This window comes from Burkholderia stagnalis (genome assembly GCF_902830275.1).
GTDB classification, from domain to species: Bacteria; Pseudomonadota; Gammaproteobacteria; order Burkholderiales; family Burkholderiaceae; genus Burkholderia; species Burkholderia stagnalis.
In genome coordinates this window covers 207,174-226,407 of the sequence record NZ_CADESW010000001.1, presented here as the reverse complement: position 1 = coordinate 226,407, position 19,234 = coordinate 207,174, and the positions used below count along the sequence as shown (strand labels likewise).

The following is a 19,234-nucleotide window of genomic DNA, read 5'->3' as shown; positions in this document are numbered from 1 at the left end:
GGAACCTTCAACGGAGAGGGGCGGCGGGATCGAGCGGCTCGCCGACGAGCCGGCCGATGTCCGCGTAGGCCTGGTGGGTGTCGGCGAGCACCTGCACGTAGCGCGATTCGGCCTGGTACAGCGTGCGTTGCGCGTCGATGACGTCGAGCAGCGCGAACTTGCCGAGTTCGTAGCCGCGCGCCATCGCGTCGAGCGACTGCCGCGCGGCCGGCAGCACGTCGGACTTCAGTTGCCGCGCCTCGTCGGCGGCGCGCTGGTAGCGCGTGAACGCCTGGGACAAGTCGAGGTCGATGCGTGCGCGTTCGCTGTCGAAGCTCGCGCGCGCCGCCTCGGCCTTGTGGGTGGCCTCGAGGATCGCGCCGCGGTTGGTGTCGAACAGCGGCAGCGGGATCGACACGCCGACCACCGCCTGGTTGTCGGGGCTGCCGCCCGCGACGACGTGCTTCATCCCGGCGGTCACGGTGAGATCCGGGATGCGGCGGGCCTTTTCCAGCGAGATCTGCGCGCTGGCGCGCAGCATGCCGGCGCGGGCGGTGCGCGACTGCGGCGCGTCGTCGAGGCGCTGGCGAAGCTGCGCGAGCGGTGCGACATCCGGGATCGCATCGAGGTCGCCGGCTGCCGTGCGGGCGGCCACGGCCGGATTGCCGGTGACGTTCGCGAGCTGCTCGGCGGCGGTGGCGACCTGCGCGGCCGCGTTCGCGAGTTCGATACGCGCGCCGCTTTCGGCGACGCGCGCCTTGGTGGCCTCGACCGGCGACACCTTGCCGGCGCGCGCGCGCTTGTCGGCCATGTCGGCGGAACGGGCGGCGATGGCGGTCGACTGCTGCGCGACCTTCAGCTGCCGCTGCGCGGCGAGCAGGCCGTAGAACGCGCGGACGACGTCGGCGCGCAGCGTGGCGGCCCGCTCGTCGAGCGACGCGAGCGCCGCTTCGCGCCCGTAAGATGCAACGTCGAGCCGGGCGCGCCGTTTTCCGCCGAGTTCGAGCGTGTGCGAGAGCTGCCCGGTGGTGGTGCGCTCCTGCGCGGCGAAGCCTTCCTGCAGGAACGACAGCGTCGGGTTCGGGCGCGCGCCGGCCTGCATCAGCGTGCCGGCGGACGCGTCGGCGTCCGAGCGGGCACTGCGCAGCGCCGGGTTGCGTTCGCCGGCCATCGCGAGCGCGGCGGTGAGCGATAGTGGGTCTTGTGCGGTGGACGGCGCGGATGAAGGATTCAGCGTGGCACGCGCCGGTTCGCCGGGCGGCGGCGGGGACTGTGCCAGCGCGGCGCCCGCGAACGGGACGAACAGCACGGCGGCGATTCTACGTTTGAGCATGGACGACTGGAGCGGGATTGAGCGCAGTCGATGCTACGGACGGGGTGCAATGCAAACATGAGGCGAAGATGACAATTTCGTCAGAATCGCGGGGAGGGGGGGAGTGGCGCCGATCGAAGCCCGGCGCGATACGTCACGTCAATCGGAAGCGAAGTTCGTTGTGGTGGCGCGGAGGATCGCGCCGCAGCTCGTTTTATGGCCGTCGAGCGCGACCGCGCGACCGCCGACGACGAATCCCGCGTCGCCTTCGACGATGACGCACGCCTGGTGCCCCGCAAGCGGGCAGGTGCACGTGTCGCCAACGCGCGCGATTGCACGGCCGTCGACCAGAAAGCTATCGTCCCCGCTTGTCACGACCCCGCCGTGGCTGGTCGGGTCGCCGATACGAATGACATTCTTCACGATATATTCCACCGGCGAGGATCGGCCGGAAACGCCGAGGCCAGGACATGACCGCCCACGTGTCAGGCATCGTTTTCGGGTGTCGCGTCGTCGACGCCGTCTCCCGCCTTTCCGCGTGGCGGGGTGTCGGGCTGCGGATCGGCGTACCCGACGAGTTGCCAGGTGGTCGAGATACTGAATTGCCTGTGTTTGCCGCGCGCCTTGTCGAACCAGCGCGCCTTGTCCAGCACCTGCGCGGCGGGCGTGACCGACCCTTGCGTCAACAGCTGGCGCGCGCCGCCCACGATTTCGTGTCCGCTTGCTTCAGGGCATGTCCACCATCCCGTTTGCGGACACGGGGCGCCGGTGGCCGCGAGCGTGCCGAGCGGGAGCGGCGCGGCGGGGCCGCCGTCCGACAAGGTGCCGCCGGCGCTTGGCCGCAACCGGATCGAATTGACGACGGCGTCGAACAGCTGGGTGGCTTGCTCGTCGGTGACCTTGGGGCGAATGGGTTGCCCGTGGTCGTACTTCGCGCCGCTCTGGAATTCGACGATCAGCGTCGGGTCCAGCGGGGCGTTGAGTTTCGTACCCTGCGCCTCCCAGCGGAACTGATGCAGCCTGTATCCGCCGTCTGTCGGAACCGTGGAAAGCATTTCCTCGCCGGCGCGGCCGGCTGCGATTCGCTCGCCCTTGCGCAGAACGTGGACCTGGGCCAGCAAGCCGGAGAGCGATCGGGAGGACGATGCATTGCCGAGGCGCGCGAGGAGCTTCGGCTCGCCGGGCTTCGACACGGTCATCGAACGCACGGTGACGACGACCCCCGGCCATTGCGGAAACCGGAAGCTCATCCACGCTTCTTCCGGCTGCTCGGTCGTGCCGGCCCCGGCGATGAAGCCGTTGCCGAGACAGAAGCCGGATTTCGATGGAATGTCGTCCGGTTCGCGATACTGCAGCTTGTCGAGCACCTCACCCTGCACGCCGGCAACGACGGACGGCAGCTTTTCGACGGAATAGCCCGAGTACTGCATGCTGAACGTCGTCCCGCGATCCCACTTGTACGCTTCGAAGCCGCCCGCCATGAACGTAATCACTTTCTTCGAGAGCTCGAAGATGCGGATGTTCTTCGCCGGCTGACGTTCGGCGGCAACGTCGAACCCGTCTTTCTGTTTGCCTGCTTTCAGGGCTTCGTACCGTGTCTTCATGCGCCTGTCGAAACCCGCCAGGTCGCTGTCCTCCTTCGATGCGTCGATGCGTCCGTAGTCGTATTCATATCCCTGTCCGGTCAGTTGGGCGTCCGCCGGAAGATCGACCAGATAGCGGCCGTAGCAGTAGGTTTTCACATTGCTCATCGAAGGCTCTTTCGCAAGGCAGGGAAAAGCAATCAGGCCGGCGAACAGCGCCGGCCACACCTTTGTGTTCATGCGGGTGCTCCTCCTGATGCATCGGCCGAGATCGCCGGCGCCAGCTGTACGATCTTCGCGATACAGTACATCACGTTGTTCAGGACGTTTTCGTTCTTGTAGCTTGCCGCGTGGTCGAAGCCATCCATGCGGAATACCTTGGGCGCCGGCGACCCCTTCTCGATCAGCGCGCCCGACTGCGACGGAACGGTGCCGTCGCCGGCATTGGCCATGTCGTATTCAGTCGGTTCCTGATGGTTCTCGAGGCGGAACCGGATGTTGCTATCGCCCAATTGGACGGTGGATTTGCCCAGCTCGTTGAATGATGCTGCTTTCGCATTCGACAGGAGGCTGGCGATATCCGATCCGAGGTCGGAGCCGGGACGGATCTCGTCGCTCGTCTTCCATACGATGCGCCCGAACGATATCTGCCTGGCGTCGTAGCCGTAATGCGCATAGGTCACCGGGTGGCAATCGAGTTTCACGGTGTCGTGAAATTTTTCCGCCGCGCCGAGCGTCACCATGTATTGCCCATAGGGTTCCATTCCCTTGGGCGTCTTGTTGGCGGGGTCGATCAGCATCTCGTCGACCATGCCCCACCATACCTCCTGTGCACGCTTCGAATAGATTTCCAGATAGGGGTCCGCATTCGGCAAGCGGGGCATCACTTCCTTGCTTTGACCCCCTCGCTCCTGAACGAAGCGTAGCCAGCCGCCCGGATACTGCTTCGTCGGGAGCAATTCGAGCGGGCCTGGAGAGTTTGCCATCACACACGTAATGTCGGCAGCGCTCCATCCGAACACGGCGGCGAGCGCCATGCCCTGCAGATCGAACCAGCCGTTCGTTTCGGTCCCGGCTCGAAGGCGGCGATAGACCACCGGGGCGCCGCCGACGGGCTGTACACCGTGAACGACACCCAGGATCGTATCCTGGAGATCCTGAGCCGCGCGTCGCGTGACGAGCCCTCCCATCGAATGGGTGACGACGATCACCTTGTCGGTTGAAATCCAGTAATTTCCACGTTTGTAATAGTCGAGGGCCGTGTGAATGCGGGCAATCAGCTCCTGTGCCGATTCTTCATTGCTCTTCAGCCAGTTATAGCCGCAAGCCCATACCGGGAAGAAATAGTCGTCGAGCCTGGAGAATTCCTGGCTGCCGAGGGGGGGAACGGTCGTGTTGACCGGATGCCAGTCCTTGTCGACCACGTCGACGTCCTTACCCGACGCGTGGCTGCCTTCCCTGCGTCTCAGGGTCTTGGCGATCTCCCAAACGGGCATCAGGGTGTGGTCCTTCGTGCCTGCGTCGAGGTATTGTTCGTTCAGCGCGATCTCGAGTTCGGCCAGCACATGTCCGTAGCTGTCGAGATGCACCTCGCCCCAGCCACGCTTGCGCGCTTCCTTTTCCGTGATCGTGTACAGGCTGCGCGGAATGCTGATCTTTCCGCCGGTATCGACTCGAACCGATTCGGGCTTCATTTGCTTCTGACGCTCGGCCGGCGTTTGATGGGCGCGTCGCCACAATTCCCCCAGACCCTGTATCTTGCCGTTCGGCGGTCGCCATGCCGCGGTTCCGTCGTCCGCGTCCGTGCCGTTCGAACAGAGATTGCTGCCCATGATCCCGGGCACGAAGATGACCGGAATGACATGTCGTGGCGGCAATACGCACAATGCCCGCATTTTGAAATTCGTCGGGCTCGTGACGCTTTCGAAGTAGGGGTCGCCCGTCTGGTCGTCGAACTGCAACGATACGCGACGGCGCGCCTTCGGGTCGACCGGGCAGCCGGTCGTGAGCGGAGGTTCGGTTTCTGGCGTCGCCATGGTCGATCAAAGTTTCGGAATGAAAGTCAGCGGTCGAATCTGGGCATCCTGCACGGTCGTTTCGTGTGCGCCATCGGCAGCAAGGCGGCCGGTGTCGCGCACGGCCTGAGTCTCGTCCTCGACCTGATGCCCGAGCCGTGAGAACGCGTCGCCGCGACGCGTCGCGACGGCGAATTTCTCGTCTGTCTGCATCGTCGACGCCGGCATGTGAGGCAGGTCGGGATTGCCGCCGCCTCCGCCCGAATGCGTGAAGCCTGCGGACTCGATGGTGTGCGGGCCGCTCGACGACGCGAGCACCTTGCCGTCGGCAAGCGAGTAGGTGACGCCGCTGGCCTTGAACGTGATGCTCGGCGCCTCGATCAGCAGTTCCTTCAGCGAGTACAGATGCAGCCGCTCGGCGGAGCCGACTTCGGCCTTGCCCTGTTGCGCTTGAACGACCACGTCGCCGGTGCCCGCAATCAGCTTCATGCCGGCCTTCGCGAATGCGGACAGGCCCTGGGCCGCACGCAGCAGGATCTTGCGTCCCGTGCTGAGGTTGGCATCCTGTACGGCGATCATGTCCAGGTGCCGGCCTGCCGACGCGACGATGTTGCGCGGCGTCGCAGCCGCGATGCCGTTTGGAGCGCTCAACGCGATCGCGCCGCCGCCGGCCCCGTCCTCCCATTTCCTGATCTGCTCGACGAGCTTCTCTTGTCCGTCGGTATCGGTCGTATCCGCCTCATGCGTTTCGGCGAGGCTCGCAAGCTGCCTGGCGATCGCGAGGGCCGTCTCCAGCTGTCCGATCAGTTCCTGCCGGTCCATGACCTTGCCGGTCGCGTTCTGACGGGAATCCGTGCTGATCATCAACTGTGCAGCGCGAATTGCGCCGGATAGATCAGTGCGCAATTCGAAACCCTCGCCGCGCTTCTCGGATCGGCCGTCCGCACGCGGATGACCGATCCAGCCTTGATTGAGCTGGGTCTTGCCATGCTCGGACGACAATTTGGTCTTCGTCTCCCCGGTCGTGTCGTCGAACAGAAGCTCGCCGTAGCCAACGCCCTTGACCTCCTTTGAGCGAATCCCGTACAGCGCCGCATTGCCGGGCAGCGCGCCAGCGCCGGAGAACTGCGGCGGTGGCGTGTTCGCGCCGTGCAGGGTCGCGATGCCGATCGGTTTGTCGGGGTCGCCATGCTGGAACAGGATCAGGATCTCGTTGCCGACGCGTGGCCAAAATGCCGTGCCCGCGCGCTGGTCGGCCCACGGTGGAGCGTAGCGAATGCGCGCGGAGTCGCGCGGCGTGCCGCTTGCCCCTTTGACTGGGTGATCCTCTTGCCGGGCGAAGTGGAAGCGGACCGCGATTCGGCCTTCTTCGTCCACGTCGATCTCGGCGCCCGGGGCGCCGACAACGCTCGCGGTCATCGGCCCCGGATGCGGCACGGCGGCGGGGTCGTAGTCGGGCACGAAGGGGATATCCGCGCGTATGCAGCGAAAGCGATTGAGGTAGCCAGGCTCGTCCGTCGCGTCCGCGGTCAGGCGATTGCCTGGCGACCGCGGCAGGAAGTTGTTGCGAACGTCGACTTCGACGGACGTAAGCAGAAAGCGGCGTTGATCGGGGGCATGCGTATCGATCTCGGGATGACCGTTCAACGTAAAGATCGAGCCGGCGGCGCCACTGAATGCGCGTACGACGCTTTCGCCCGAAAAGTCCTTGGAGCGCAGCGCGTGCGCCTGTTGACGACGGCTGTTGATCTGTTCGTAATGCAGAAGGCTGTCGGCGACGTGAGGGGCGTCATAGTGGTAGCGGCTGAGCGTCGCGCTCAGCGCGTGACCGCGCGTGCCCTGATCGGCACGGCTATCTTCCGACACCGATTGCGGACGGCCGGTTCGATAATCATGCGAGCGGCCCTGTACGCTTGCGGGCGTCACGCGGCGATGTGCGCGGAACGCGACGATGGTGTCCTCGGGCTCGGTTGCGTCGGCGCGATTGAACCGGACCGAGTGCGCCGGATTATTGCGCCACGCGTGAATGTCGTCGACCAGCCGCAATGTATGAACCGGGTGGTCATTCTTGACTTCATGCGTGAAATACCATGCGATGCCCTCGCGACGCCAGAGCCGCATCAGGAACCCGGCATCGCTTTCGCCGGCCTGCATGGTGAACGCCCGTTGCGGGTACGTTCCGCGCAAGTGGCTCGTGTCCAGCTCGAAGGCGCTGGCCAGAACGTGGTTTTCACGCACGTGTTCGCCGAGGATCGCATCGGTGACGTCGATGACGGATGCCGCCGGAAACACCCGCCACGTGACCCGTTCCTCGATCACGCCGAGTGCGTCGACGCACGTCAGCTCGTTCAGCACGAATCCGCCGTCGGAGGTGATCTGGTCGACTGCGGTGACGATCGCGCAGATCGTGTGTTTGCGATTGTGGTCGTCGACGATATGGAAGGCAATTGGCAGCCCGCTCAACGTCTTGAGCGGCAAACGCACGTCGGTCGACAGGCATTTGAGCGAGTATCGCAACGGTTCGCAAATGCCTTCGCTACCGATGAGCCGCAACGGGAGAAGTGCGCCGTCCGGGAGGCCGGAGTCGGGGGCGAGCGCGATCCGAAACAACCGCTGGGCCTGGGAGAAGGGCGACGCGAGTTGATCGAACTGCCGGGCGATTGCCGCCAGTTGCGCGTCGGAAGGCCCACCCGACAGGCCGGACGCCGCCGGCACGGATGAAGATATTGGCATGGTTTCATCGGCTGCACGGCGGATCTCGGTCGCCGCGCAATCGCCCCGGAATGATGATGCGGTTTCGTCAAAGCGTGCCGTTGTCGGCCGCCATTGCTCTACTCGCAAAACGCCCGCGAAATCTCTCAGTTTCGCGCTTCAACCTTTTTCAGCGAGACGTATACCACATTGCCCGGGCACTTTTCCAGTGCGGAAAAGGGGATCGACAATGTCCCACGATTGGGCCGTAGATCGCGGGGTCGCATCCTGGATTTTCTGTAACGCCGCTTGAATCCCCGAACCGAACCTCGCTCCGCCCCGGACTTGACGCTTACCGTGAAACCCCGCATGTTCACGCAGTCGGCCAACGCTCCCGCCGTTGCCCGACCGCCGACCCGCAGGCAGCCACGCCGCGCTGCCGGACACGCGCGCGGCGCCAACTCCGGAGACACCCGATGACCCCATTCCAATTCCGCACCGTGCCGACGCTGATCGTCGAGTTCGGCGCGGCACGCAAGCTCGGCGCCTTGCTGCGCGAACGCTTCCCGTCGCTCGCGCGGCTGTGCGTCGTCACCGATGCGTTCCTGCATCGCAGCGGCGTGCTCGCGCCGGCGCTCGAAAGCCTGGCTGCGCACGGCTGGCAGGTGACGGTGATCGACGACGTGATCGCCGATCCACCCGAGCACGTAGTGCTCGACGCAACCGCCCGCGCGGTCGCGGCCGATGCGGAAATCGTGCTGGGCCTCGGCGGCGGCTCGTCGATGGACGTCGCGAAGCTGATCGCGGCGCTCGCGCCCGGGCAGCAGCCGCTCGCGGACATGTACGGCGTCGACAAGGTCACGAGCGCGCGCCTGCCGCTCGTGCAGATGCCGACCACGGCCGGCACCGGCTCGGAAGTGACGGCGGTGTCGATCGTCACGGTCGGCGAAGCGCGCAAGATGGGCGTCGTGTCGCCGCGCCTGCTCGCCGACGTCGCGATCCTCGACGCCGAACTGACGCTCGGCCTGCCGCGTGCGGCCACCGCGGCGACCGGCATCGACGCGATGGTTCACGCGATCGAGGCCTATACGTCCGCGCGCCTGAAGAACCCGGTGTCCGACATGCTCGCGCAACAGGCGCTGGCGCTGCTGTCGCGCAGCCTGCTCGCGGCCTGCGACGACGGCAACGATCGCCACGCGCGCGAGGCGATGCTGGTCGGCGCGATGTTCGCGGGGCAGGCGTTCGCGAATGCGCCGGTCGCGGCCGTGCACGCGCTCGCGTATCCGGTCGGCGGGATCTTCCATGTGCCGCACGGCCTGTCGAATGCGCTGGTGCTGCCGCACGTGCTGCGCTTCAACGCGCCGGCGGCCGCGTCGCGCTATGCGGAGCTCGCGGCGATCGTCGCGCCGGCCGCGACCGGCAGCGACGACGCGAAAACCCGCGCGCTGATCGACGAAATCGATCGGCTGATCGTCGCGACGGGGATTCCGCGCCGGTTGCGCGACGTGGGCGTGACCGAGGGCGACCTGCCGAGGATGGCATCCGAAGCGATGCTGCAAACCCGCCTGCTCGTGAACAATCCGCGCGAGGTGACGGAGGCCGATGCGCTGGAGATCTACCGGCAGGCGTGGTGACGCTACTTGCCGGCCGCGCCGCCGCCGTCGAGGTCGCTGTCCTTGCAGTTCGGCTCGAACTCGCCGTCGAAGTACAGGTACAGGTGCACCAGCAGCTTGCGGCTGCCGGGCTTCCTGCCGAGGTAATGCACGCCTTCCGTCGACGTGCAGGTCGAAAACGCGAGCCGCAGGTCGTCGTCGAGCACGGCTTCCGGATGCGCGCCTGCGCGCACGAAACGCGCGGGCCCGACGACGCCGAAGCCCGACGCGTCAGCGGGGATCGACGGCGGCATCGTCAGTGCATACGCGGCCATCGTGCGGTCGCGCAGGCTGTCGAAAACCTGCCTTGGCGGTTTCCTGGCGGGCCCCTTGATGGTCGCGCAACAGCGGGCGACGCCCTTGTCGTCGTCGGGCAGGATCTGCAGCGGCGTGCCGGCCGCGAGATGCGGGTTCGGCGTGTAGTAGACGCCGCCCGTCACCACGCCGACCTGCTGCGCGTGCGAAGTCACGGAAACGGCGAGCGCCGAGGCGATCAGGAAAGTGCGGAGGGGATGGATCGTCATGGTGGGCGGTAGCGTACACGAAGCGCGCGCCGCGCGATCGGTCCATATCCGCCATCGCGTGCCGCCTACCGCGCGTTCGCGACTGTCACCTTGCCCGGGATCAGCTTCAGCGTGCTGAACACGTCGGCGATGTTCTGCTGGTAGGCGAGCGTCTCGTCGGTGATCGGCTGGACGCCGTATCCCGCGCGCTGCAGCGCGATTTCGAGCGTCGGCGCGTCGAGCCCGACCAGCGGCGACAACTGCGCCGCGACCTCCGGCACGTGGTCGCGCCCCCAGCGGTCGACCGCGTCCACTTCGTCGAGCAGCGCGCGCAGCACCTGCGGCTGCGCGGCCGCGTACTTGCGCGATGCGAGGTAGTACTGCGTGTTGCGCACGAGCCCTTCGCCGTTCGCGACCACGCGCGCGTTCAGCTGCCGTTCCGCGGCGGCCAGGTACGGATCCCAGATCACCCACGCGTCGACGTTGCGCTGCACGAACGCGGCGCGCGCGTCCGCGGGCGTGAGGTAGATCGGCTGGATGTCGGTGTACGCGAGGCCCGCATGTTCGAGCGCCTTCACGAGCAGGTAGTGGACGTTCGAGCCCCGGTTGAGCGCGACTTTCTTGCCGCGCAGCTGCGCGACGGTGCGGATCGGCGAATCGGGCAGCACGACGATCGCCTCGCCGCGCGGCGCGGGCGGCTCGTGGCCGATGTAGACGAAGTCGACGCCGCCGGCCTGCGCGAAGATCGGCGGCGTTTCGCCGACCGTGCCGACGTCGATCGCGCCGGCGTTCAGCCCTTCGAGCAGTTGCGGCCCGGCGGGAAACTCGAGCCATTGCACCGACACGCCCTGGCTCGCGAGCCGCTTCTCCAGCGTGCCGCGCGCCTTGAGCACGACGAAGTTGCCGTACTTCTGGAAACCGACGCGCAGCCGCGTGCCGTTGCCTTGCGCGTGCGCTTGCCGGCCCGCGAGCGGCCCGAGCGCGAGCCCGGCCAGCCCGGCGGCGGCGCCTTGCAGCCACTGGCGGCGATGCGGGTTCGGCGGTGTCGTATCGGTGGCGACGTCTGCGTGCGGTGTGTCGTTCATCGGGTGTCCTGGCGGCGAGGGAGCGGGCCGCGCGCGGAAGCGGTGCGGTCGGCACACGGCGGGGCCGGCCACGGGCGACACGCGCCACGGGCCGGCCCGCGCCGGACCCACGACGATACGGCCGCGCACGCCGGCGGCCAACCAACGAATGCGCATATGCAAATCAGCGGCGCGCCCGATGCGTGAACGATGGATCGGCAGGGTGCCGTGACGCTCAATCGGTGCCGATCGGGCTTTCCTCGATCGAATCGACGCGATCCGGATAGAACGCGAGGTGCCCGCGAATCGCGTCGACGGCCGGGTACGGCTGCTCGTAGGTCCAGACCGCATTGACCGCGCGTGCGCCGCCGGCGGGAATCGAGTAGTACCCGCAGTCGCCCTTGTACGGGCAGTACGTCGCATGATCGGTGCGTTGGAGCAGCGTCATGTCGGCGTCGTCGCGCGGGATGTAGAGCACGGCGGGGTACGCCGCCTCGCGCAGCGCCAGCGCGCGGCGCGTATCGGCGACGACTTTGCCGGCCGCCTTGACCACGACGCGCAACGGGTGCGGCTCGACCGTGATCGGGTGATCGGGGCCCGGCGTCTTTACCGGGCGAGCGGATGTATCGGGGCTGACAGGCATCGTGTGTCCTCCAGGAAGCGGCGGCATGAACCGACACGATGCGCCCGTTTCGGAAAACGCGCAGGGGGCCAGAAGGCGGCCGGCGATGCTCGCGCGGCGATCTCCGTGCACGGGCAGCGGGATGCACCCGCAGCGATAAGCAACGCGGAATTAATTGGTAAGCGATCGGCGGGAGGCGCGCGAAGATCGGCCGTCGTCATTCGCATGACAGCCACCCTTTCCGCCACCATGAAGATCCCTTTCGTTTCGTCGGCCGTGCGCCGCGCGCGCCACGCGCCGCGTGCCGTGACGGCCCTTCGCTGCATCGCCGCGTCGCTGCTGCTCGCCGGCGCGACGGCGCCCGCCTTCGCCGCGCCCGCCGGCAAGACGCTCGTGTTCTGCACCGAAGGCAGCCCGGCCGGCTTCGATCCGGGCCAGCACACGACGAGCACCGATTTCGACGCGAGCACGTTCACGATCTACAACGGCCTGGTGCAGTTCAAGCGCGGCACGCTCGATCTCGAGCCGGGGCTCGCGACGCACTGGGACGTGTCGCCCGACCAGCGCGTCTATACGTTCCACCTGCGGCGCGGCGTGAAGTTCCAGACCACCGCGTGGTTCAAGCCGACGCGCCCGTTCCAGGCCGACGACGTGGTGTTCACGTTCCGCCGGATGCTCGACCGCGACGATCCGTTCCGCAAGGCGTACCCGACGAGCTTCCCGTATTTCAGCGATCTCGGCTTCGACCGCAACGTCGAGCGCATCGAGAAGCTCGACGACGACACGGTGCGCTTCGTGCTGAAGACGCCGGACGTGGTGTTCGTGCGCAACCTGGCGATGGCCTTCGCGTCGATCCTGTCGGCGGAGTATGCGGCGCAGCTCGCCGCGCAGCATCGCGAGGCCGACATCAACCAGCTGCCGGTCGGCACCGGGCCGTTCCAGCTGCGCGCGTACCAGAAGGACGCGGTGATCCGCTACGACGCGAACCCCGACTACTGGAAGCCGGACGACGTGAAGCTCGCGCATCTGGTGTTCGCGATCACGCCGGACCCGGCCACGCGCCTGCGCAAGCTCGTCGGCGGCGAATGCCAGATGTCGGTGTTCCCGCGTCCCGAGGATCTCGACACGGTGCGGCGCGACGCGAAGCTCACGCTGTTCTCGGGAACGGGCTTCAACGTGGGCTTCGTCGCGTACAACACGCAGCATCCGCCGCTCGACCGCGTGGACGTGCGGCGCGCGCTCGACATCGCGGTCGACAAGGCCGCAATCCTGAAGACCGTGTTCAACGGCGACGCGACGATCGCGACGAACCCGATGCCGCCCGCGCAATGGTCGTACAACCCGCGGCTGAAGGATGCGCCGCGCGACCTCGCGGCGGCGAAGGCGCTGCTCGCGCGCGCGGGCTTTCCGAACGGCTTCGAGCTGACGCTGTGGGCGATGCCCGTGCAGCGCCCGTACAACCCGAACGCGCGGCTGATGGCGCAGCTGATCCAGCAGGACTGGGCGAAGATCGGCGTGCGCGCGAAGATCGTCAGCTACGAATGGGGCGAGTACAACCGCCGCTCGAAGCTCGACGGGCAGCACGACGCGATCCTGTACGGCTGGTCCGGCGACAACGGCGACCCGGACAACTGGCTCGGCGCGCTGCTCGGCTGCAGCGCGGTGCACGGCAGCAACCTGTCGAAGTGGTGCAACGCGGATTTCGAACAGCTGGTCGACCGGGCGCGCGCGAATGCCGATGTCGCGAAGCGCACCGCGCTGTACGAGCAGGCGCAGGTGGTGTTCAAGGATCAGGTGCCGTTCACGCCGATCGCGACGTCGATCGTGTCGCTGCCGATGTCGAAGCGCGTGCGCGGCCTCGCATACTCGCCGCTCGGCGGGCACCGGTTCGACGGGGTGTGGCTGGATTGATGGGGGGAGCGCGCCGCAGGACGCGGCGCGCTTGCCGGCTTCGGCTGACGCTCAGTTGAGCGCGATGGCGGCCGCCGCGCCCACCGGCGTGCCGTCGAGCGCGACCGACGGCGCGCCGTCCGGCCCGACCGGTACGTCGCCGACGAGCGTGGTGCGATAGAGCTGGCGATCGGCGTCGAGATCGAAGATGTCGACGGGCGCGAGGTGCGCGGTCGCGCGGTTGTCCCAGAACGCGATGCTGCGCGGTTCCCACTTGAAGCGCACCGTGAATTCCGGCCGCGTCACGTGTTCCCACAGCAGCTCGAGCAGCGCCTGGCTCTCGCGCGGCGTCAGGCCGACGATCGACTTCAGGAAGCTCGGGCTCACGTACAGCGCGCGCTCGCCGGTTTCCGGATGCACGCGCACGAGCGGATGTTCGGTCACGAGCGGGCGCTGCGCGACCGCGTCGTCGAACGCGCCGGTGGCGCGCGCGCCCGGCGGCGGCGTGAAGCGGTGGATGCCGCGCAGCCCGTCGATGAAGCCGCGCAGCGGCGCGGACAGCGTCTCGTATGCGCGCACGAGGTTGGTCCATTGCGTGTCGCCGCCGTACGGCGGAATCGTCACGCCGCGCAGGATCGATGCCCACGGCGGATTGACGGCCGCCGTCACGTCGGTGTGCCAGCCGGTCCACGGCCGGCGGATCGGCTCGCCGTCGAAGCGGATCGCCTTGCGGTACTTCGCGACCGAATAGATTTCCGGATGATCGTCGACGTGCCCGAACACCGGATGGCCGACGGTGGGCTCGCCGAACTGCGCGGAGAATGCGACGTGCTGCGCGTGCGTGAGGAACTGCTCGCGGAAGAACACGACGCGCCAGCGCAGCAGCGCGGCGCGGATCTCGGCGACCTGCGCGGCCGCCAGCGGCTGCGTGAGGTCGACGCCGCGAATTTCCGCGCCGATGTGCGCGGACAGCGGGATGACGTCGATCGAGCGGGTGTCGGGTTCGAGTACGGCGCTCATGGGAGGCTCCTGGCTGAAAGGGACGAAGGGCAGGGCGGAATCGTGGTGACACCGCGGCGCCGCCGCCGCGATGCGCGAGGCGTCATTGCAGCGTCGCGCCGGGCCCCTTGAGCACGACGCTCTGCCGGCCGTCGACGCCCACCGGCACGTCGCCGTGCACGGTCGCGCGGCGCACGACCCGCCGTGCGTCGCCGTAGTCGTTGATCGCGTAGTGCTGCGTCGCGCGGTTGTCCCAGATCGCGACGTCGCCTTCCTGCCAGTGCCAGCGCACGGTGTTCTCGAGGCGCGTCACGTGCTCGTGGAAGACCTGCAGCAGATGCGCGGAATCGTGTGCCGACAGGCCCTTCAAACGCTGCACGAAGTGGCCGAGCACGAGCGTGCGCTCGCCGGTTTCCGGATGCACGCGCACCACCGGGTGCTCGGTCTCGTAGACGGTCGACGTGAACACCTCGCGATAGCGCTTGAGCTGCGCTTCGTCGGCGTTCACGTGCGTCGACGCGTAGTCGTACGCGTTCGTGTGCACGGCCCACAGCGTGTCGGCGAGCGCGCGCAGCGGCTCGGGCAGGTTCGCATAGGCGGCCGCGGTGTTGGCCCACACGGTGTCGCCGCCGACGGGCGGGATCACGACCGCGCGCAGGATCGAAATCTTCGGATACGCATCGACGAACGTCACGTCGGTATGCCACGAATTCGCGCGTGCACCGTGCACGGAGTCGAGTTCGAGCAGGTGCGCGCTGCCGTCGACGGACGGCACGGTCGGATGCGCGACGGTGTGCCCGAAGCGGCGCGCGAACGCCTCCTGCGCGGTGTCGTCGAGATGCGCCTGGCCGCGGAAGAACAGCACCTTGTGGCGCAGCAGCGCGGCCTGGATCGCGTCGAACGTGGCGTCGTCGAGCGTCGACGACAGCCGGACGCCGGCGATCTCGGCGCCGATCCGGCCCGCGACCGGGCGGAGCTGAAGCGGGACGGCCGACGCGCGGGGTTCCGCGTGCGGCGCATGCGATGACGGGTGGACGGCGTGCTGGACTTCGGACATCGGGCATCTCCTGGACGCGAGGGGGATCGAGCCTTCATTCAATCAGCGCGCGCGCCGAAACTGAACCGATGAATCGTCACAACCTTAGCGGCGCGGCACGCATGATCGATATGCGGTTCGCTGCTGAGCGCGGCGTGGGCGGCGCCGCTACCACGCGAGCCGCCACGCGCCGATCGGATGCGGGCGGCCCGCGTCGGCCGGCGTGCCGCCGGATCCGCTGCCGGGCCTGTCTTCACCCGGCGGTTCGCTGTCGTCGAAATCGGCCAGCACGGTGTCGCGCAGCCGCGCGAACGCGGGGGCGTCGCGGCGGCGCGGCCGCGGCAGGTCGACGCCGACGATGCGTTCGATCCGGCCCGGGCGCGGCGCCATCGTGACGACGCGGTCGCCGAGGTACACCGCTTCGTCGACGTCGTGCGTGACGAGGATCATCGTGATGCGCTCCTGTTCCCAGATGCGCAGCAGTTCGTTCTGCATGCGCGCGCGCGTTTGCGCATCGAGCGCGCCGAACGGCTCGTCGAGCAGCAGCACGCGCGGCCGGTTCACGAGGCCGCGCGCGATCGCGACGCGCTGCGCCATCCCGCCCGACAACTGGTGCGGATACGCGTGCTCGAAGCCGTTCAGCCCGACCAGCGCGATATGGTCGGCCACCGCGCGCCGCTTCGCGGCCGGGTCGAGCGGCGCGTTGCGCAGCGCCGCCTCGATGTTCTGCGCGACCGTGAGCCACGGGAACAGCCGATGGTCCTGGAACACGATCCCGCGCTGCAGCGACGTGTCGCGCACGAGCGCGTCGCCGGCGCGGATCTCGCCGTCGTAGTCGGCGTCGAGGCCCGCGATCAGCCGCAGCAGCGTCGACTTGCCGCAGCCGCTCGCGCCGACGATGGTGACGAATTCGCCGGCGCGCACGTGCAGCGACACGTCGTCGAGCACGACGAGGGACGCGCCGCGTTGCACGTAGCGTTTGCCGACGTGGCGGATGTCGATCGAATCGGAGGCGGTGGTCGTCATGAGGCTATCCGGTGAAGGCGATACGGAACTGGGAAGCAGAACGAAGCAGCGTCAAGCGCGCAGGTCGCCGCGCCGGGCGAGCACCCGGCGTTCGAGCGCGCGCGCCAGCGCATTGATGGCCCAGCCGGTCGCGCCGACCACGACGATGCCGAACAGCACGAGATCCATCCGGAACTGTTCGCTGCCGTCGATCAGCGTGTTGCCGATGCCGCTGCCGGCTACCAGCAGGTATTCGGCGCCGAGCGTCGCAAGCCATGAATAGATGAGGCCGAGATACAGCCCGGTGAAGATCGACGGCAGCGCGGCCGGCAGGATCACGTGCCGCACGAGCTGGACGCGCGAATAGCGCAGCGCCCGCGCGACGTCGACGTACGCGCGCGGCACCGCGTGGATGCCGTCGCAGGTGTGCGCGGCCACCGGTAGCAGCGCGGCGAGCGACAGGAACACGACTTTCGCGGCGTCGCCGAGGCCGAACCACACGGAAATCAGCGGAATCCATGCGAACAGCGAGATCTGCTTGAAGGTGTCGAAGCTCGGGCCGATCGTGCGCGCCGCGATGCGCGACAGGCCCAGCGAGGTGCCGAGCAGCAGCCCGCCGGCCGCGCCGATCGCGAAGCCGCACGCCTCGCGTGCGAGCGACGCCGACAGCGCGCGGGCGAGGGCGCCGCTCGTCACCTGCGCCCATGCGGTGCGCAGCACGGCGTCCGGGCTGACGAACAGCCCGCTCTTCACGACGTGCGACGCGGCGAGTGCCCACCAGATCGCGAACGCGGCGAGCGGCAGCACGATGCCGCGCCAGTCGGCCGCGTGGCGGCGATCGGGCGCGGCGGCGGGGGAAGAAGCGAATGACACGGCGGTTGCCTCCGGAAATGGGCGCGGGGTCAGCCGCGAAATCAGCCGCGAAACGCCGACGGCAGGCCGCGCCGCAGGCGCGCTTCCAGCGCATCGAGCAGCCGGTTGATCGCGAAGCCGACCGCGCCGACCACGACCACCGCCGCCATCACGAGGTCGAGCTGGAACAACTGCCGGCCATAGACGATCAGGTAGCCGAGCCCTTCCGACGACGCGACGAGCTCGACGACCACGAGCGCGAGCCACGATTTCGTGAACGCGAGCCGCACGCCGGTGGCGAGCGTCGGCACCGCGGCGGGCAGCACGACGTGCAGGATGCGCTGCCGGCGGCTGTAGCCGAACCCGCGCGCGACCTCGTCGAGCGCGGCGGGCGCCTGGCGGAACCCCTGCAGCGTGCTCAACGTCACGGGCACCAGCGCCGCATGCGCGATCAGCAGGTACTTGAGCGGCTCGCCGACGCCGACGAGCAGCAGCAGGAACGGCAGCCAGCCGAGCACCGGAATCTGCACGATCGCGTTGAAGCTCGGCAGCACGTACGCCGCGGCCGTGCGCGACAGGCCGAGCGCGGCGCCGGTCACGAAGCCGAGCAGGGTGCCGAGCGCGAAGCCGAGCAGCACGCGCTGCAGGCTGACCAGCGTGTGGCGCGCGAGGTCGCCGCTCGCCGCGAGTTCGGCGAGCGAGTCAACCACGCGCTCGGGCGGCGGCAGGATCTGCGGCGCGATCCAGCCGCGCGCGCAGCCGACCGTCCACAGCGCGAACAGCGCCGCGGGCAGCGCCCACGGCGCGAGGCGCCACAGCCAGCGCCGCAGGCCGGCCGCCGCACGCGGCGGGCGAACGGCCTCGCCTGCGTGCGGCGCGGCGGCAATCGTGATCGCGGTATCGCTCATCCGGCAGCCTCCCGAATCAGGACGACAGCGGCTTGCCGGCTGCGTCGTAGCGCGGCCAGAACTGTTCGAGCTTCAGCGTGCGCAGCGCCTGGTCGAGATACTTCGGCTCGAACCAGCCGTCGACGCTCACCGGCTGGCGGATCAGCTTCAGCCTCAGCGCGTCCTGCGCGACCGCCTTGTAGCGCGCGACGAGGAACGGATCGATCAGCGGCGACACGCGGTCCTTCAGCCGCTGGTTCGCGTATTCGGCCTGCCACGACGCGACCGGCACGCCGCTTTTCGCCCAGAGCTTGAACAGCGCGTCGCGGTTCGCTTCGTCCGACGACCAGTGCGCGCCCTTGACGACGGTGGTGACGACGCGCTGCACGATGTCCGGATGCGCGCGCTCGAACTCGTCGAGCACCAGCAGGTGGGTTTGCCGCGTCAGTTGCGGGCCGTCCTGCTGCGATTCGTAGACGATCCGCGCGAGCCCCGCGTCGCGCAGCTTGTACAGCGAATAGTCGCCGACGGACGCGTCGATGCCTTTCGACGCGAGCGCGGCGAGCGAACTCGCGTTGTCGAGGTTGATCACGCGCAGGTCGCGCTCGTCGAGCTGGTTCTTCGCGAGCGCGTTGTCGGCGACCAGCTGCAGGTTGGTGCCGCGGAAGATCGACACGCGCCGCCCCTTCAGGTCCTTCAGCGAGCGGACGTCGGAATCGGGCGGCACCGCGATCTTGACGCCGCCGCGCACGCTGGTGGCCACCAACAGCTTCGTCTTCAGGCCGTTCGCACGCGCGAGCACCGCGGGCAGGTCGCCCTGGTACGCGAAATCGAGCGACTTGTCGGCGATCGCCTCGTTGACGGCCGGGCCCGCGCCCTTGAAGAACAGCCACTGCACCTTGATGCCGTCGGCCGCGAATTCCTTTTCGAGCAGTTGCTGAATCTGTACGGTCGCGGCCGACGAGCCGCCGAACGTCGGCGGGTCGCCCGAACCCTGCTGGGCGACGCCGATCCGGATCACGGCGGGTTTGTCGGCATGCGCGGCGGTGGCGGCCAGCGTCATCAGGGTGGCGGCAAGCAGCGATCGCAGCAGGCGCAGGGGAGAAGGGAATCGATCGGTCATGGTGCGTCGGGTCAAGAGGGA

16 protein-coding genes are annotated in these 19,234 nt (G+C 68.2%); 2 read left to right on the top strand and 14 right to left on the bottom strand.

From position 1 onward, the window contains the following. Positions 1–7: 7 nt before the first annotated feature. The 5 genes from HWY45_RS00990 to HWY45_RS00970 form a co-directional block, all read right to left on the bottom strand. Positions 8–1,312 carry a TolC family protein gene (locus HWY45_RS00990; RefSeq protein ID WP_059884257.1) on the bottom strand — a complete coding sequence of 435 codons (1,305 nt, stop codon included), beginning with the start codon at positions 1,310–1,312 and terminating at the stop codon, positions 8–10. A 138-nt stretch (positions 1,313–1,450) separates the two neighbouring features. After that, a complete protein-coding gene (locus HWY45_RS00985) occupies positions 1,451–1,714 on the bottom strand; it encodes a PAAR domain-containing protein (protein WP_059563611.1) in 264 nt (87 codons plus the stop codon). 62 nt (positions 1,715–1,776) lie between these two features. Beyond that, positions 1,777–3,114, bottom strand: coding sequence for a T6SS immunity protein Tli4 family protein (locus HWY45_RS00980; RefSeq protein WP_059884256.1), 1,338 nt, complete (start codon positions 3,112–3,114; stop codon positions 1,777–1,779). After that, complete coding sequence (locus tag HWY45_RS00975; protein ID WP_059884255.1) at positions 3,111–4,910, bottom strand: alpha/beta hydrolase family protein; 1,800 nt, start codon at positions 4,908–4,910, stop codon at positions 3,111–3,113. The genes HWY45_RS00980 and HWY45_RS00975 overlap by 4 nt, the downstream gene beginning before the upstream one ends. A 6-nt stretch (positions 4,911–4,916) precedes the next feature. Beyond that, on the bottom strand, positions 4,917–7,622 hold the full coding sequence (locus tag HWY45_RS00970; protein WP_081069871.1) for a type VI secretion system Vgr family protein: 2,706 nt from the start codon (positions 7,620–7,622) through the stop codon (positions 4,917–4,919). 434 nt (positions 7,623–8,056) lie between these two features. Between HWY45_RS00970 and HWY45_RS00965 the strand changes: the two genes are divergently transcribed. Further along, entirely contained in the window at positions 8,057–9,214 is a 1,158-nt protein-coding gene (locus tag HWY45_RS00965) for an iron-containing alcohol dehydrogenase (protein ID WP_059884253.1), read from the top strand. A 2-nt stretch (positions 9,215–9,216) separates the two neighbouring features. On the opposite strand, the gene HWY45_RS00960 is transcribed toward HWY45_RS00965, so the two are convergent. The 3 genes from HWY45_RS00960 to HWY45_RS00950 all read right to left on the bottom strand — a co-directional run bounded on the left by HWY45_RS00960 (position 9,217) and on the right by HWY45_RS00950 (position 11,442). After that, the gene (locus HWY45_RS00960) at positions 9,217–9,756 is read right to left on the bottom strand and encodes a hypothetical protein (protein WP_059884252.1); all 540 of its coding nucleotides are present in this window, start codon (positions 9,754–9,756) and stop codon (positions 9,217–9,219) included. Positions 9,757–9,821: 65 nt separating this feature from the next. Next, positions 9,822–10,820 carry a sulfonate ABC transporter substrate-binding protein gene (locus tag HWY45_RS00955; RefSeq protein ID WP_059884251.1) on the bottom strand — a complete coding sequence of 333 codons (999 nt, stop codon included), beginning with the start codon at positions 10,818–10,820 and terminating at the stop codon, positions 9,822–9,824. Positions 10,821–11,034: 214 nt separating this feature from the next. Further along, positions 11,035–11,442 (bottom strand): DUF427 domain-containing protein, encoded by a 408-nt coding sequence (locus HWY45_RS00950; protein WP_059884250.1) that lies wholly within the window; start codon positions 11,440–11,442, stop codon positions 11,035–11,037. A 228-nt stretch (positions 11,443–11,670) separates the two neighbouring features. Between HWY45_RS00950 and HWY45_RS00945 the strand changes: the two genes are divergently transcribed. Continuing rightward, the gene (locus HWY45_RS00945; protein ID WP_059884249.1) at positions 11,671–13,332 is read left to right on the top strand and encodes an ABC transporter substrate-binding protein; all 1,662 of its coding nucleotides are present in this window, start codon (positions 11,671–11,673) and stop codon (positions 13,330–13,332) included. A 51-nt stretch (positions 13,333–13,383) separates the two neighbouring features. Here HWY45_RS00945 and HWY45_RS00940 read toward each other — a convergent pair whose 3' ends face one another. The 6 genes from HWY45_RS00940 to HWY45_RS00915 form a co-directional block, all read right to left on the bottom strand. Beyond that, positions 13,384–14,331 carry a TauD/TfdA dioxygenase family protein gene (locus HWY45_RS00940; protein ID WP_059884248.1) on the bottom strand — a complete coding sequence of 316 codons (948 nt, stop codon included), beginning with the start codon at positions 14,329–14,331 and terminating at the stop codon, positions 13,384–13,386. Between the two features lie 82 nt (positions 14,332–14,413). Further along, a complete protein-coding gene (locus tag HWY45_RS00935; protein ID WP_059884247.1) occupies positions 14,414–15,367 on the bottom strand; it encodes a TauD/TfdA dioxygenase family protein in 954 nt (317 codons plus the stop codon). A gap of 147 nt (positions 15,368–15,514) precedes the next feature. After that, positions 15,515–16,372 carry an ABC transporter ATP-binding protein gene (locus tag HWY45_RS00930; protein WP_059884246.1) on the bottom strand — a complete coding sequence of 286 codons (858 nt, stop codon included), beginning with the start codon at positions 16,370–16,372 and terminating at the stop codon, positions 15,515–15,517. Between the two features lie 51 nt (positions 16,373–16,423). Continuing rightward, entirely contained in the window at positions 16,424–17,224 is an 801-nt protein-coding gene (locus tag HWY45_RS00925) for an ABC transporter permease (protein ID WP_059884245.1), read from the bottom strand. A gap of 41 nt (positions 17,225–17,265) precedes the next feature. Then, positions 17,266–18,111, bottom strand: a complete 846-nt coding sequence (locus HWY45_RS00920; protein ID WP_059884244.1) for an ABC transporter permease — start codon at positions 18,109–18,111, stop codon at positions 17,266–17,268. 16 nt (positions 18,112–18,127) lie between these two features. Further along, on the bottom strand, positions 18,128–19,213 hold the full coding sequence (locus tag HWY45_RS00915) for an ABC transporter substrate-binding protein (protein WP_059884243.1): 1,086 nt from the start codon (positions 19,211–19,213) through the stop codon (positions 18,128–18,130). Between the last annotated feature and the right edge of the window lie 21 nt (positions 19,214–19,234).

What these genes read in the sequence shown, in the direction of transcription:
- HWY45_RS00980 (WP_059884256.1), bottom strand. Translation starts at nt 3,114, where the DNA reads ATGAACACAAAGGTGTGGCCGGCGCTGTTCGCCGGCCTGATTGCTTTT.
- HWY45_RS00975 (WP_059884255.1), bottom strand. Translation starts at nt 4,910, where the DNA reads ATGGCGACGCCAGAAACCGAACCTCCGCTCACGACCGGCTGCCCGGTC.
- HWY45_RS00920 (WP_059884244.1), bottom strand. Translation starts at nt 18,111, where the DNA reads ATGAGCGATACCGCGATCACGATTGCCGCCGCGCCGCACGCAGGCGAG.
- HWY45_RS00935 (WP_059884247.1), bottom strand. Translation starts at nt 15,367, where the DNA reads ATGTCCGAAGTCCAGCACGCCGTCCACCCGTCATCGCATGCGCCGCAC.
- HWY45_RS00950 (WP_059884250.1), bottom strand. Translation starts at nt 11,442, where the DNA reads ATGCCTGTCAGCCCCGATACATCCGCTCGCCCGGTAAAGACGCCGGGC.
- HWY45_RS00965 (WP_059884253.1), top strand. Translation starts at nt 8,057, where the DNA reads ATGACCCCATTCCAATTCCGCACCGTGCCGACGCTGATCGTCGAGTTC.
- HWY45_RS00970 (WP_081069871.1), bottom strand. Translation starts at nt 7,622, where the DNA reads ATGCCAATATCTTCATCCGTGCCGGCGGCGTCCGGCCTGTCGGGTGGG.
- HWY45_RS00915 (WP_059884243.1), bottom strand. Translation starts at nt 19,213, where the DNA reads ATGACCGATCGATTCCCTTCTCCCCTGCGCCTGCTGCGATCGCTGCTT.
- HWY45_RS00960 (WP_059884252.1), bottom strand. Translation starts at nt 9,756, where the DNA reads ATGACGATCCATCCCCTCCGCACTTTCCTGATCGCCTCGGCGCTCGCC.
- HWY45_RS00990 (WP_059884257.1), bottom strand. Translation starts at nt 1,312, where the DNA reads ATGCTCAAACGTAGAATCGCCGCCGTGCTGTTCGTCCCGTTCGCGGGC.
- HWY45_RS00945 (WP_059884249.1), top strand. Translation starts at nt 11,671, where the DNA reads ATGAAGATCCCTTTCGTTTCGTCGGCCGTGCGCCGCGCGCGCCACGCG.
- HWY45_RS00955 (WP_059884251.1), bottom strand. Translation starts at nt 10,820, where the DNA reads ATGAACGACACACCGCACGCAGACGTCGCCACCGATACGACACCGCCG.
- HWY45_RS00930 (WP_059884246.1), bottom strand. Translation starts at nt 16,372, where the DNA reads ATGACGACCACCGCCTCCGATTCGATCGACATCCGCCACGTCGGCAAA.
- HWY45_RS00940 (WP_059884248.1), bottom strand. Translation starts at nt 14,331, where the DNA reads ATGAGCGCCGTACTCGAACCCGACACCCGCTCGATCGACGTCATCCCG.